Consider the following 14586-nt stretch of genomic DNA (forward strand, 5'->3'; position numbering starts at 1 on the left):
TTGTGCGTACTGCTTAGTTTAGTCAGTTTAGGTGAGTGGTGGGGATTTTAAGGTAAATTTTTAAGGTAAATTCTTCACTACTCACCGATAGCGTCAAATGGTGGAGTCCTATCCGGATTTTTAATTATTAGCATTCATCCTGAAACTGTAACTAGAAAAATAGGAGCAAGATAATGAAGACGAAAAATTATCATGTCAACAATATTGAAGAAGTTAGTGTTGATAAAAAGAGGGAATTAATAAATTCCATTTCAATTTCAGAATCATCAGTTGAAAAGAGGAAAAAGATTAAAGAAGCAGCTGAAATGCTTGGTAAAAGTAGGCGCACTATTCAGAGATGGGTCTACGAAGGATTACCAGAAGATAGAGAGAGAAAATCCCTTCAAGGAACTTTTCGTGCTGTTGGAGCGTACTGGGAAGATAGGATAGAGCTAATATACACCGTATGCAAATACATTCAAGTAAAAGAAATTATTGCCATTCTAGAGAGAGAGTCGAAGGATATCGATATTCCGGTTCCAAACGCTAGGACGGTGTACCGATTTGTTGGGAGTCTGGCTAACGACGAAGTTGACGGTGATGCATAGTAGAGGCGTTAGTTCCTACCAGTCAAATTTACAGTAAATTTGATAGGGGGGTAGTAGGCATGAATAGACGTGAACCCGATCGCTCCCTTATCTAGCATCAACTAATTCTGTTACGGGAATTCCCGTAACAGCCGAAAGCCTTGTCTTTACTGAATTGCCATTATTGTGGCTTTTGCCCGAAAAGAAGAGGAGCGCTAGAACTGGCAATCTGTAAAACCCTCTTGTGGCAAGTCTTCAAGCTGCCTTGACCTTTGTTTTGGCAACCTGTTCTTTTTCTATCAGCTTTACACTGAACAATATTCCTGTTTGAAACAGGAATATTCCAATCCCTTACTCTGTAGGCGATTCCAGTACATACCCCAGATTCGGGGTATGTAAAATTTATACATATTAACACTATCATTTCGTATTTTCAAAGAAAGTTGACCGGGAAAACTGGAGGTGGAAACTTAGTCAAATCCATACACACGGTAAGTTTCAGGCGATAAATCTTGAAAGTGGGAACAAAGTCCTAGGTCAGTTAAAACCTTGTAGTGAATGAGTTTCAGCGAAAATTTTCAAAAAGTGCTGGGTGAGTGGGTTATTTGATTGAAAATTCAATAAAGAGGTGGCGACCATAGTATATGCTTTCCATCAAACCTTATGGTTCTCTACTTATCCATAGGGGATGCTTATGTGATGGTCATGTGATTGGGTTATTAGTGAAAGTCTATGGCAATCTGGATAAGTTTTCTCTATCTCTATGACCTATTTACCCTGTTCTAATTTTTGGGGTGTTAGAGTGGTTTTGTGTTGAATGTGTGCATAACGTCTCGTTGACATTGTGGAGGTTAGGGGTGAAAGTCCCGTAGCCCCTTGCTGTGACTGGGATGGACGTAACGGGACTCGAACCTGTGACTTCCACGATGTCAACGTGGCGCTCTAACCAACTGAGCTATACGTCCTTAGAATAATTAGGATAGCACAATTTGAAATATCGATCAAGCATCTAAACTGTTATACACAACCAGCCACAGAACCCGAATTCAAAGTATCGCCCTAGCAAAATCGACAAAACTTAAGATAAGGTAAGTCAAGAGTAGACCCCAAGAAACTCCACCATGGAATCTAAAATTGATTGCGCCAAAGCCTGTATCAACGGATGTGTCCTAGGTGACCAATGCCCAAACCAAGAATATGCTCAACAAGCCTCAAACTTCATCCAAGAAACTTCCCTTGATCAAATGCTGGCCATAGCAGATGAGGCTCTACGAAAAAAAAGAATGGTTCCTCCCCAATGGATTATTCCTGAATCTATAGATTCGGCAGATGCCTAGACTGATCTGCTATTCCCAGGATGCCCTGAATATGAGACGCTATTGATAGCCTTTCCATCCGTTGGAGTGTTTATGCAAACTCTACCGAATCCTACCCAAACTCAATCCCCATCTTCACCAACAGTCTCCACTACCATTGAGCGCCGGAAAACTCGGCCAGTCAAAGTGGGCAATATTACGATTGGGGGGGGGCATCCTGTTGTTGTGCAATCGATGATCAATGAAGATACCCTAGATATTGAAGGGTCAGTTGCTGCTATCCGTAGATTGCATGAAATTGGCTGTGAAATAGTGCGGGTCACGGTTCCCAGTCTGGCTCATGCGAAAGCGCTCAATGATATTAAACAAAAACTCAACAATACCTATCAAGCGGTTCCTTTGGTTGCTGATGTTCACCACAATGGCATGAAAATTGCCCTGGAAGTAGCCAAGCATGTAGATAAGGTGCGGATTAACCCAGGGTTATATGTGTTTGAAAAACCCAAAGCTGACCGCACTGAGTATACAGAAGCTGAATTTGCAGATATTGGGGATCAAATTCGCCAAACCTTAGAACCCCTAGTGATTTCGCTGCGAGACCAAGGAAAAGCGATGCGTATTGGGGTTAATCATGGGTCATTGGCCGAGCGGATGCTGTTTACCTATGGGGATACGCCAGAAGGGATGGTGGAATCTGCTCTAGAATTTATCCATATTTGTGAATCTCTAGACTTTTATAATATTGTCATTTCTCTGAAAGCTTCACGAGTCCCGGTGATGTTGGCGGCCTATCGCTTAATGGCCAAGCGGATGGATGAACTGGGAATGAGTTATCCTTTGCACTTGGGAGTGACAGAAGCAGGAGATGGGGAGTATGGCCGGATTAAGTCCACCGCAGGTATTGCGACTCTTCTTGCTGATGGTATTGGGGATACGATTCGAGTTTCTTTGACGGAAGCGCCAGAAAAAGAAATTCCGGTGTGTTATAGCATCCTTCAAGCTCTGGGACTGCGTAAAACGATGGTTGAATATGTGGCCTGTCCCTCCTGTGGGCGGACTCTGTTTAATCTGGAAGAGGTGCTGCATAAAGTCCGGGAAGCGACGAACCATTTAACGGGTTTAGATATTGCGGTGATGGGGTGTATCGTTAATGGGCCAGGAGAAATGGCTGATGCAGATTATGGTTATGTGGGTAGACAACCTGGATATATTTCTCTTTATCGAGGTCGGGAAGAGATTAAGAAGGTTCCAGAAGACCAAGGGGTGGAAGAATTAATTAATTTAATTAAAGCGGATGGACGCTGGGTCGATCCGTAACACAATTAAGAAGGGAGAGAACACTTTAATCTCCGGAAGTGGCTCACAAGCGATCGCATAAGGGAACCATAACGTGAAGAATCACTTCTCTATAGATCGGTGTAGAGTGGCATGTGTTAGATTGGGCTTAACTCCCCCTAAAGTAATATCCCCGGTTCAGTAAGCTTATGACCAAAACCACACGCGGACTTGTTTTAGGTGCAACGGCAGTTATGCTGACCGCTGTAACCGTTGCTGGTGCAGGCATCCATTTAAGAGGCCAAGCATTTTTCCAAGATGGCCCTAAAGAATTAGTGGATGAAGTCTGGCAAATTATCAACAATCGATATGTTGATGGCACGTTTAATCAGGTTGATTGGCAAGAGGTGCGTCAGGACTACCTGGGTCGCAAATATACCTCGGATCAAGAAGCCTATGGGGCCATCCGGGAAATGTTGAAGCAACTCAACGACCCCTATACCCGGTTTATGGACCCGGAAGAGTTCAAAAATATGCAAATTGAGACTTCTGGGGAACTGACAGGGGTAGGGATTCAGATTACCATAGATGAAGAAACCAATCGATTAGTTGTGGTTGCTCCCATTGAAGATTCTCCCGCGTTTGAGGCTGGAATTCAGGCCAGAGATTTTATCATAAAAATTGATGGTCAGGATACCGCAGGGATGGATAGCAATGATGCGGTAAAATTGATTCGAGGGCCAATTGATTCTCAGGTGGTGCTAACCATTTTACGCGGCCAAGAGGAAATTGATTTTCCGATTCAGCGTCAGCGAATTGAAATCCATCCTGTTCGTTATAGCTATCGTCAGGAAGGGTTGGGTAATGATATCGGCTATATTCGATTGACCCAGTTTAGCGCTCCAGCGGCTGAAGAGATGCGCGAAGCGATTGATGATTTAGAGTCCCAAGGGGTATCGGGTTATATTTTGGATTTGCGATCGAATCCTGGGGGATTACTTTATTCTAGTGTCGCGATCGCCCGGATGTGGTTACCGGGTCGAGAGGCGATCGTTTCTACGGTTAACCGACAAGGGGAAACGGAACGGCAACGCGCCAATAATCGATCTCTCACGGATAAGCCTCTGGTGGTTTTGGTTGATGGGGGTTCAGCGAGTGCCAGTGAGATTCTTTCTGGAGCCTTACAGGATAACGAACGAGCGGTGATTGTGGGAACTAAAACCTTTGGTAAAGGGTTGGTGCAGTCTGTGCAACCCTTGGCCCATGGATCGGGGTTAGCGGTGACAATTGCTAAATATTTAACGCCTAATGGTCGTGATATTAACAAGTTAGGTATTGAACCCGATGTGATCGTGGAATTGACGGAAGACCAGCAAAATCACTTGGTGAAACATCGCGACCAAATTGGTACGAAGTCCGATCCACAGTACGCTGAAGCACTGAAAGTTCTGACTCAATAAATCGCTCAACAGTAGATTTTGTGGCTTGACGATGATTTGAGTGTGGTGGAAAAGGTTGCACTGATGTCCAGCAACCTGTTTTACAGATGCTTCTGAACTGAATAAAAAGGGGCCTAATCTTGAGGCACTGATCCGGGTTTTGGGTCAGTGCTTTTTGTTGAGGACTTTTGGTTAAAATAGGCGTATCCCATTGGCATCCAAATCTTGAACCATGATGAGTCCCGAAGAAATGGAAGATCTCCTTGATGAGATGTATAACAATTTTGCGCCTACGCCTCTGCAACCGGGAGATCCCAGGTATGTGGACTGTCGAGCGGTGCGCGGGGATGAGGATGTCGTGCAGGACTTGGGGAGGACCATGCGGCGATCGCAAGCTTTCACGTATCAGCTCTACTCAGGTCATCGTGGCTCCGGGAAAACTACGGAACTTCTGCGGCTGAAAAAAGACTTGGAAGACCGAGGTCATAAGGTCGTCTATTTTGCGGCGGATGAGGAAGATCTTAGTGTTCAGGATGCCCAGTATACCGATATTCTACTCGCTTGCACCCGTCATCTGTTGCAAGATTTAAAAAACGCAGACTCTAAACCGATACTGAGTTGGTTGCAAGATCGGTCACAGAAGTTGAAAGAGGTGATGTTGACTGAGATTACCACCGATGAGCTTACCTTAGAAGTGGGATTACAAGAATTTTCCAAGTTAACGGCAGCAGTGCGGATGGAACCCGGACAACGGCAGAAAATTCGCGATTTGGTTGAACCGCACACGGAGAAGCTGATTGAAGCTTTGAATGCTCTTATTAAAGAGGGAACGAAGAATTTACCAGAGAAAACCAAACTGCTGGTAATTACCGATAATTTGGATCGGATTGTGCCGATTTTCCGAGACAATGGGCGTAGTAATCATGAGGAAATTTTTCTCGACCGTAACGAACAATTGAAGGCGCTGAATTGCCATATTGTTTATACTGTGCCCATTTCCTTTATCTATTCTCGCTGGTCAACGGAATTGCATGTTAATTATGGTATTCCCCAGGTGTTACCCTCGATTATGGTGCGCCATAAAAATAATAACCCTGACAATAAAGGCTTGGATATTTTGCGAAATATTATTCAACTTCGGGTGCCTGAGCATTTGCGCGATAAGTTAGTTCCAGAGGTATTTAAATCTGAGCAAGTTTTGCAAGAATTGTGTTTAATGAGTGGCGGTTATGTGCGGGATTTCATACAATTAATCCAGGAATCGATTACGAAAACCGATACTCTACCGATTCAAGCACAGGCAGTGCAACGGGCGGTGGATAATTTACGAGATGTTTATCGGCGAGCAGTGGAGGAAAATCAATGGGACATACTGCGAGAAGTACATCAGTCAAAAGATATTGAAAATGACCCAGTTCAGCGCAGTTTGTTGTTTAGTCGCTGTCTGTTGGAATATCGCTATTTTGATGAGAAGGGAAATAAACAGACTTGGTATGATGTCCATCCGGTACTGTGGAAGGAGTTGGAATGACTAAACCTTGGACAGGCTTTCAAGAGTTAGATCGTTGGAGCGCAGAAAATGCGGAGGTTATTGCCGATATCCTGCGTGCTTTGCGACGGAAAAAGGGGTTTGGTTTGTTTTTTGTCCAATGTAGTCCGGCTCAAGGAACACAAGTTATCTGTGCAATTCGAGAGCGTTTTCCCCAGAAACGGATAGTAGACATTGAGTTAAATCGGGACAGTGAAACCCTTTATCCAGAGTTGCGGGAACGACATCAGACAGAGGGGTTTGAAATTGCCTGTATTAGTGGAGTGGAGAAATCCCTATACAGCTATGAAGATACGAAGCGTCTGGCAGGTTGGACTGCTAAGGAAATCTATAACTACAGTTGGAAGGGAGTTCCACCGCTTCTGAGTCATTTGAATCGGCAACGGGAGATGTTTGAGGCGCATTTACCCATTCGCCTGGTGTTTCTAGTTCCCTACTTTGTCATTGATTATTTTATTCAAAGAGCGCCGGATTTCTTTGACTGGCGATCGGGTTTATTTGGCTTATTTGAAAGCCCAGAAAATATACGAAATTATTGCAAAAAATTGGTGGATAATGATGTAGATAAATATTTCAGTATGACACCAGAAAGATGTATAGAAGAAAGTTTAAGGATAAAAGATATGATGAGTAAGATTGATCCATCTGAACGTTATCAAAAATCATTGTTATTGATAGAGCAAGGAATGATTCTTTATAGCAATGAAAGCTATACTGAATCTCTTAACTGTTATAATCAGGCAATAGCAGAAAACCCTAAAAATCACAAGGCTTGGAAGGGGAAGGGTGATTTCCTGTATGAGTTAAATCAATATGAAGAAGTCATTGAAGTTTGCGATCGATCTTTAGATATTAAACGCGATTGTTATGATTCTTGGATGCTTAGAGTAGATGCACTCTATGAGTTACAAAGATATAAAGAGGCACTTACAAGCAATGATGAGCTTCTAAAGATTGAACCTGATTCTGAAGATGCTTGGATGGCTAGAGGATTCATCCTCTACCAATTAGAGCAATATGAAGAGACCATCAAAAGTTGCGATCGCACTTTAAGTATTAACGATAAGTTGGAATATGCTTGGCTTCTTCGAGCTACATCTCTCGAAAAAATACAAAAATATGAAGAGGCACTTGAAGCTTATGACCGTGTGCTGGAAATCAAACCAGATTGTAGTCGGACTTGGAGTCTTCGAGGTAAGCAACTTTTGCAACTAAACCGCAATAAGGAAGCAATTGAAAGCTGCGATCGATCTCTAGAGATTGAAAGAGACGATTATGATACTTGGATAACTCGAAGTCTAGCACTGGCAAATCTAGAAGAATATGAAGAGGCAATCAAAATCTGTGAAAATGTCTTAGAAATCGAACCTGATTATCTTGATGCCTTGATCCTCAAAATGTATTTACTGATAGTCGTAGAACGAGATGAACTAGCACTTGATAGCATAAATTATGTTCTAGAAGTTAGACCAAAATATTACTATGCATTGATTGCAAAAGATTATATTCTAGATGTTTTATGTCGTTACCAAGAAGCAATTCATACTTGCGATCATGCATTAACAATTGAACCTGGTTGGATCCATTTCTTATATCGTAAAGGAGAGTTACTAGTTGAACTTAATCGATATGAAGAAGCGATGGAAGTTTACAATCATATTATAAAAATTAGATCTGATTATAAAGAAGGTTTTGGAATTCAAAGAATGGCGATAAAAAATAATAAATTCAAAAGATACATAAAACTAATTCAATATTGTTTGGAAAATTATCATGAAGATGTATTTGAGTATCTTATAGATACCTTAGAGATAGGGATAGATGGTGTAGAATACATCTACCGTATTGCTTGTCTAATGGCAGTTTTTAGACAAGATTATTATTCTCTAGAGTTTTTAGAATACTCTATCGACTTAGACGCTGCATATAAAGAACAAGCAAAGAATGATCCAGAATTTGATTCTCTTCGAGATCATCCTCTATTTCAGGAACTCATCCAGTAATCTAGGAATGGTTTACTGGTGTTTCAGTGAAGGTTGCAGGAGGTGTAACATGGCATCGACTAGCCGATCGCGCTCCATAGGCATAATTTCCTTACCTTGGAGCATCTCCTGCACAATCATATAGTGAACCAATGCCCCGATCCAGATGCGGGCGATGGCTTCTGGATCGGGTAAATCAAGCTCCTTAAAATTGGATAAATGGCGAGTGAGGGTTTCTATTCCCGGTTTGGCTAAGTGACGAGCAAAGGTTTGGGCTAACTCCGGAAAGCGCCCAGACTCAGCAATTATCAGGCGGATAAAGTTTTGATAGTCGGTGTCTTGGATCAGATTATCGAGCATGTTATGGGCGATATCTTGCAAGACTTCCCGTAAGTCATGGGTAGGGAGCTGTTGGGGGGGGATAAAGATTTTCGGGAATTTGCTTTGCGCTAACCGTTGCACGAGGGCGGTAAATAATCCCTGTTTGTCCCCGAAATGACTGTATACCGTGGCTTTGGAGACTCCCGCAGTTGCCGCCACCCGATCCATGCTTGTGCCTGCATAGCCATGGGTTAAAAATTCTTGCATGGCTCCGTTGAGAATCTGCTGGGCTTTGTCTGATAAGGGTTTGGCTTGGAGGGAGTCGGTGGACATGATGGAATTTTTCTCCAAATTGGGGATCTCATCCTTGATTATACTACTCCGTTTAGTCTATACTAAAAGCAAGCTAAACTAAACCGTTTAATTTAGGAGCTAGGATCGTGGTACGCACTGCAATGGGAACCGAATGGAAATCATCCAAAACAGTTGCTCTACTGGCTACTACACTCCTCGCCGTTGGAGGAGTCACCGCCTATTCTTTGGTTGCGCCAAAAACTCTCTTTTCACAACCGGAACCGCCTCCAGTGGTGGAAGTGCCAAAAATTGAAACGGTAACTGCCATTGGTTGGCTCGAACCCAAGGGAGAAGCGATCCAGCTTTCAGCTTCTGAGGCGAACCAAAGCAGCCGAGTCACCGAACTGCTGGTACAAGAAGGAGACTGGGTAAATGCCGGTGATGCGATCGCCATTTTAGAGAGCCGCGATCGCCTGGAAGCTGCCGTAGAACAAGCCAGAGCGCAAGTCCAAGTTGCCGAAGCTGGACTCGCTCAAGTCAAAGCCGGAGCCAAAACTGGCGATATCAGTGCCGCATCTGCTCGGTTTAGTCGCACTCAAGCAGAACTTGAAGGACAAATTATTACCCAACGGGCGGCGATCGCCACTTTAGAAGCCCAACTTCAAGGCGAAACACAAGCCCAAGAAGCCACCCTCAACCGCATCGCTGCCGAACTCAAAGACGCTCAAACCAACTGCCAGCGCTACCAAACCCTGCAAGCCGAAGGAGCCATATCCGCCCAAGATCGCGATACCATCTGCCTGCAAGCCGATACTACCCAACAACGGCTTGAAGAAGCAACCGCTAACCTCAACCGCATCGTCACCAGTCGCACCGAACAAATTAACGAAGCGCAAGCCAACCTCAACCGCACCATCAACACCGTAGAACGGCAAATTGAAGAATCCCAAGCCAGTCTCCAAGCCATTTCCGAAGTTCGTCCTGTAGACATCCAACTCGCTCAAGCTGAACTCAGTAGTGCCCAAGCCGCCGTTCGCCAAGCCGAAGCCGACTTAGAACTTGCCTATATTAAAACCCCCCAAGAAGGGCGAGTAATGGAAATTCACACCCGTCCCGGCGAGGCGATCGCTCCCGAAGGCATTGTTGAACTCGGACAAACCCAAGAAATGAAAGTTATTGCCGAAGTTTACGATAGCGATGTCGTGAAAATTCGCCCAGGACAAACCGTTAACGTCACCAGCGATGCATTGCCCGAAAACCTAATAGGAATGGTTGAACAAATCGGCTTAAAAGTGAAACAACAAAGCGCCCTAGAAATTGACCCAACTAAAAATGTCGATGCCAGAGTTGTCGAAGTGCAAATCAGCTTAGATCCAGCTTCTAGCGAATTAGCCGCCGGTTTGAGTAACTTGCAAGTTTTGGTGGAGATTGAACTGTAGTGGAGATGGGGAGATGGAGGGATGGGGAGATAGGGGGAAATTTATGGATACAAATCAGCAACAGAACCGACAACTATTTATTAAAACCCATGAAGATTTGGAGGTTTATCAGATGGCATTTGATGCAGCAATTAATATTTTTGAATTATCGAAACAATTTCCAAAGGAAGAAAGATACTCATTAACAGACCAAATCAGACGCTCTTCTCGATCGGTTTGTGCAAATTTAGCAGAAGATTGGCGTAGACAACGTTATCAAGGATCTTTTCTCCTACGGTTAAATGATGCTGAAACCCAAGTCTGGCTAAAATTTGCCATCAAATGCCAATATCTCAATGTAGATACAGTCAGAGAACTCTACCGTCAATACAACAAAATTATCGGTTCCATTGTCATCATCGCTAATGATTACAACAAATGGCTACTAAAACCCAACTAAATTAAATTCCCCCTATCTCCCCATCCCCCATTCTCCTACCTCTCCAAAAACCATGCTACGTTTCCTCAAAAACCTAACCCGCAGAACCCCCCTTGGATTGTTGCAACTGAGTCACGACAAAACTCGCCTGTTGATTGCCATTTCTGGTATTGCCTTTGCCGATCTCTTAATCTTCATGCAACTGGGATTTCAGGGATCACTATATAGTAGCAATACTCGCCTACACAATATCTTAAATGCCGATATTGTTCTTATTAGTCCCCAAGCTCGAAATTTAGTCGATTTAAGTACCATCACCCGTCGTCGATTATATCAAGCAATGGATGTCCCTGGAGTGGCTGATGGTCAACCACTTTATGTGAATATTGCTGATTGGAAAATTCCAGGAATTGGTCGTGAAACTAACATTTTAGTGTTAGGATTTAATCCCGATCGCCCCCCCTTTGATGTTTCAGGTTTAGATGAATACAGTTCTCTCATGAAATTACCGGATACCGTCGTTTTTGACCAAGCGGCGCGAGGCGACTATGGGTATACCATTGAGCGGGTTTTAGCTGGTGAAACGACGGTAACCGAGGTAGAAAATCGTCAGATTGAAATCGCTGGATTGTATGAAATTGGGGCATCTTTTGCCGCTGATGGGACAATTATGACCAGCGATCGCAATTTTCTCCGCCTCTTTTCCCGTCGTCGGGATGCGGGAGGCATTAGTGCGGGCTTGCTCTATTTGGAACCAGGAGCCGATCCGCAAGCTGTGGCTAATCTCATCAAAACCCGATTACCCGCAGATGTGCAAGTCTTAACCCGTGAAGAATTTATCGCCTTTGAAAGAGAGTATTGGTCAGAAAATACTGCCATTGGGTTTGTCTTTCGCCTAGGAGCAGTCATGGGCTTTTTAGTTGGCTTAATTATTGTCTATCAAGTCTTGTCTACGGATGTAGCCGATCACTTGGGAGAATATGCCACCTTTAAAGCGATGGGTTATCAACAAAACTACTTATTAGGGATTGTTTTTGAAGAAGTGCTGATTTTAGCAGTAGCGGGCTTTTTTCCCGGTTTAGCTGTTTCCATGGGCTTGTACCGTCTCACCCGTCAGGCGACCAATTTACCCATGTATATGACGCTTTCTAGAGCAGTGTTTGTCCTGATTCTTACTATTTTGATGTGTTGTTTTTCCGGCGCGATCGCGACGAGGAAACTGCAAGCAGCCGATCCAGCGGATTTGTTTTAGTTTTGATGAAGAGATGCGGGAGTAGGGGAATGGGGGAATTTTTAACGTAGGGGCGGGTTCAACAAGATCTTCGACTCTAAACTAGACGATGAGTGAACCCACCCTTACACAATTATCAATTATCATTCAATAACTACCATGTCTAAACCTTCTGTGATTACGATTAAAAATCTTGACCATTTTTTTGGGAAAGGTGATCTGCGAAAACAAATCTTATTTGGCATTGATTTGGAAATTAAGGCCGGTGAAATTATCATTATGACTGGGCCTTCTGGATCGGGAAAAACAACCTTATTAACCTTAGTCGGAGGATTGCGATCGGTGCAGTCGGGAAGCGTAGACGTTTTGGGCAAAGAATTTTGTGGCGCATCTGCTCGTAAATTGACAAGAGCCAGACGCAAACATGGCTATATTTTCCAAGCCCATAACCTACATAACAGTTTAACCGCCCTGCAAAATGTGCAAATGGGGTTAGAAGTGCATGGAAAATGGTCGCCTCAAGAAATGCAAGAGAGAGCCGCAGCTATGTTAGAACGGGTAGGATTAGAGGAGCGCTTGCAGTATTACCCCGATAATTTATCAGGAGGACAAAAACAACGGGTGGCGATCGCCCGCGCTCTGGTTAGCCATCCTCCCCTGGTGCTTGCCGATGAACCGACGGCTGCTCTCGATCGCCAGTCTGGACGTGCTGTCGTGGAATTAATGCAGACTTTAGCCCAGGAACAAAACTGTACAATCCTCATGGTAACCCACGATAATCGGATTTTAGATGTCGCCGATCGCATCATCCATATGGAAGATGGACGGTTGTCAGATAGCGATCGAACGAGTAGATTAAAAACGGGTTAATGGGCAATGAAAGCTTTTATAGCAGTTAGCATTAGTCTAGTTACATAAAGCTAATTCAATCAGATTATGAAAACACCAACGCTCCCGAATCTAGCAACACTATACGATGAAGATTATCAACTTTGGCTAGAAACCACACTACAACAACTGCGCTCCGGAAATTTTGCTCAGGTTGATTGGCAAAATGTATTGGATGAACTCGAGAGCATGGCTAAAAGGAATAGGAGAGCTGTTAAGAGTCTGTTAACCCGACTTTGGGAAAACTTACTCAAGCTCCGTTACTGGGAATCAGAACGAGAGTATAGCGCCAATAAATGGAAAGCTGAAATCACGACATTTCGGCAACAGATTCGAGATGAATTACTCGATAGTCCCAGTCTGAAATCCTACTTGCCTGAAATTTTTCCAGAAACCTACCAAGATGCTAAAAGTGTCATATCCCGTTTAATGGATACATCTATCTCTTCTTTCCCAGAAGTCCCTCCTGCATCGTTAGAAGAGGTTTTAGAAGACGATTGTTTTTTTGATTAATTTGTCCAAGAGTCTACACTCATCCACACCGGGAACCGAGTTTAGTTAAGATAGGGATCAGAAGACTCGATCAATTGACTTGTAACCATTCCCTAATCAGTGTTGAACCGTTATCCCGCTCTTTCCTTATTTGCGATTCTAGTGGCGATCGCTCCCTTAACTTCCTGTGCCAATAGCTCTGGAGGTATAAGCCTAGAACAACTGCTTGCTCCCGATCCCCAACTGCAAGCCAATCCCGCATCCCAATCGTCTCCCCAAGCTTCTCCTGCACCGGCTTCTGCCATTGAGCTTCCCGATAATTTTCCTTCAGCCATTCCCCAATATCCTAACGCTACCCTAGAATTGGTTTCTCCCCTCACTGCTGCTGAAGAAGGCACGATTACCCGTTGGTTTAGTGCGGACTCTACAACATTAGTCAGACGCTATTACCAACAACAACTAAATGAGCGCACCTGGGAAATTATTAGCGCTCCAGATGCACCAGAGCTGTCTGCACGTCTTGAGCGCTTGGAACTTACCCTCAACTTTGCTCCTCCCACTTCTGGACAAACCACGTATACGTTGACTTATCGGATAGACGATGCACCGACGGCGATTAGTTCTCCAACCGTTTCGCCGAGTCCTTCACCCACTATTTCTGTGAATCCTTCACCGACTTCTGAGAATAATGATGCAGAAATCGATGAAATCCTAGACGTTTCTACTCCACTCTCGCCAGGAGTCACAGAATTGATTACTCTCGGCATTACTAATAATTCTTCTACAGAAGCATTTCAACCCCATGAAATCATTACCCGTGGAGACTATGCTCGCTGGTTAATGAATGCCAATAATCAAATCTATGCCGACGATCCAGGTAAACAAATTCGTTTAGCCTCTACGACTAGAGATCCCGTTTTTCAAGATGTCCCAAAAAGCGATCCAGATTTTGCTTATATTCAGGGATTAGCAGAAGCCGGATTAATTCCCAGCGCCCTGATGGGAGAAGCAACGGAAACCCGGTTTCGTCCGGATGCACCCCTGACGAGGGAAAATCTCATTGGTTGGAAAGTCCCCTTAGATACTCGTTCAGCTCTGCCGAAAGCGACGATAGAAGCAGTCAAGGACACGTGGGGATTCCAAGATGCGAGTAAAATTAATAGCCAGTTTTTGCCGAGTATTTTAGTGGATTTCCAAAATGGAAATAATGCCAATATCAGGCGCGTTTTTGGCTACACAAGGCTATTTCAGCCCCAAAAAACAGTAACCCAGTTGGAAGCAGCAACAGCGCTAACGTATTTTGGAACACAGGGAGAGGGGCGATCGATTACAGCGCTTCGCACCGCTCAGGAATAAGAGGGAAAGAGTAAACGACC

Annotated in this window: 13 protein-coding genes and 1 tRNA gene; 12 read left to right on the plus strand and 2 right to left on the minus strand. The window is 44.0% G+C overall.

Going from position 1 to position 14586, the window contains the following annotated elements:
• Positions 1-173: 173 nt before the first annotated feature.
• Positions 174-587 (plus strand): helix-turn-helix domain-containing protein, encoded by a 414-nt coding sequence (locus J7529_RS09850; RefSeq protein WP_318728829.1) that lies wholly within the window; start codon positions 174-176, stop codon positions 585-587.
• A gap of 870 nt (positions 588-1457) precedes the next feature.
• On the opposite strand, the gene J7529_RS09855 is transcribed toward J7529_RS09850, so the two are convergent.
• Positions 1458-1531, minus strand: a tRNA-Val gene (locus tag J7529_RS09855).
• 156 nt (positions 1532-1687) lie between these two features.
• Here J7529_RS09855 and J7529_RS09860 point away from each other — a divergent pair.
• The 5 genes from J7529_RS09860 (at position 1688) to J7529_RS09880 (ending at position 8148) form a co-directional block, all read left to right on the plus strand.
• The gene (locus J7529_RS09860) at positions 1688-1903 is read left to right on the plus strand and encodes a hypothetical protein (protein WP_318728830.1); all 216 of its coding nucleotides are present in this window, start codon (positions 1688-1690) and stop codon (positions 1901-1903) included.
• A 72-nt stretch (positions 1904-1975) separates the two neighbouring features.
• Positions 1976-3199 carry a (E)-4-hydroxy-3-methylbut-2-enyl-diphosphate synthase gene (gene ispG / locus J7529_RS09865; RefSeq protein ID WP_318728831.1) on the plus strand — a complete coding sequence of 408 codons (1224 nt, stop codon included), beginning with the start codon at positions 1976-1978 and terminating at the stop codon, positions 3197-3199.
• Between the two features lie 167 nt (positions 3200-3366).
• Positions 3367-4617, plus strand: a complete 1251-nt coding sequence (gene ctpC / locus J7529_RS09870; protein WP_318728832.1) for a carboxyl-terminal processing protease CtpC — start codon at positions 3367-3369, stop codon at positions 4615-4617.
• Between the two features lie 211 nt (positions 4618-4828).
• Positions 4829-6127 carry an AAA family ATPase gene (locus J7529_RS09875; RefSeq protein ID WP_318728833.1) on the plus strand — a complete coding sequence of 433 codons (1299 nt, stop codon included), beginning with the start codon at positions 4829-4831 and terminating at the stop codon, positions 6125-6127.
• Positions 6124-8148 (plus strand): tetratricopeptide repeat protein, encoded by a 2025-nt coding sequence (locus J7529_RS09880; protein WP_318728834.1) that lies wholly within the window; start codon positions 6124-6126, stop codon positions 8146-8148. The genes J7529_RS09875 and J7529_RS09880 overlap by 4 nt, the downstream gene beginning before the upstream one ends.
• 12 nt (positions 8149-8160) lie before the next feature.
• Here J7529_RS09880 and J7529_RS09885 read toward each other — a convergent pair whose 3' ends face one another.
• Positions 8161-8781 (minus strand): TetR/AcrR family transcriptional regulator, encoded by a 621-nt coding sequence (locus J7529_RS09885; RefSeq protein ID WP_318728835.1) that lies wholly within the window; start codon positions 8779-8781, stop codon positions 8161-8163.
• 107 nt (positions 8782-8888) lie between these two features.
• Here J7529_RS09885 and J7529_RS09890 point away from each other — a divergent pair, with 107 nt between their 5' ends.
• The 6 genes from J7529_RS09890 (at position 8889) to J7529_RS09915 (ending at position 14566) form a co-directional block, all read left to right on the plus strand.
• Positions 8889-10181, plus strand: a complete 1293-nt coding sequence (locus J7529_RS09890) for an HlyD family efflux transporter periplasmic adaptor subunit (protein WP_318728836.1) — start codon at positions 8889-8891, stop codon at positions 10179-10181.
• A 43-nt stretch (positions 10182-10224) separates the two neighbouring features.
• Positions 10225-10620, plus strand: coding sequence for a four helix bundle protein (locus J7529_RS09895; RefSeq protein WP_318728837.1), 396 nt, complete (start codon positions 10225-10227; stop codon positions 10618-10620).
• A 52-nt stretch (positions 10621-10672) separates the two neighbouring features.
• Complete coding sequence (gene devC, locus J7529_RS09900) at positions 10673-11851, plus strand: ABC transporter permease DevC (protein WP_318728838.1); 1179 nt, start codon at positions 10673-10675, stop codon at positions 11849-11851.
• A gap of 138 nt (positions 11852-11989) precedes the next feature.
• The gene (locus tag J7529_RS09905) at positions 11990-12700 is read left to right on the plus strand and encodes a DevA family ABC transporter ATP-binding protein (RefSeq protein WP_318728839.1); all 711 of its coding nucleotides are present in this window, start codon (positions 11990-11992) and stop codon (positions 12698-12700) included.
• 66 nt (positions 12701-12766) lie between these two features.
• Positions 12767-13231 carry a DUF29 domain-containing protein gene (locus J7529_RS09910; protein WP_318728840.1) on the plus strand — a complete coding sequence of 155 codons (465 nt, stop codon included), beginning with the start codon at positions 12767-12769 and terminating at the stop codon, positions 13229-13231.
• A 102-nt stretch (positions 13232-13333) separates the two neighbouring features.
• Positions 13334-14566: an S-layer homology domain-containing protein gene (locus J7529_RS09915; protein WP_318728841.1), complete on the plus strand. Its 1233-nt coding sequence runs from the start codon at positions 13334-13336 to the stop codon at positions 14564-14566.
• Positions 14567-14586: the final 20 nt, after the last annotated feature.

The organism is Roseofilum sp. Guam, from assembly GCF_017746735.1.
Classification (GTDB): Bacteria; Cyanobacteriota; Cyanobacteriia; order Cyanobacteriales; family Desertifilaceae; genus Roseofilum; species Roseofilum reptotaenium.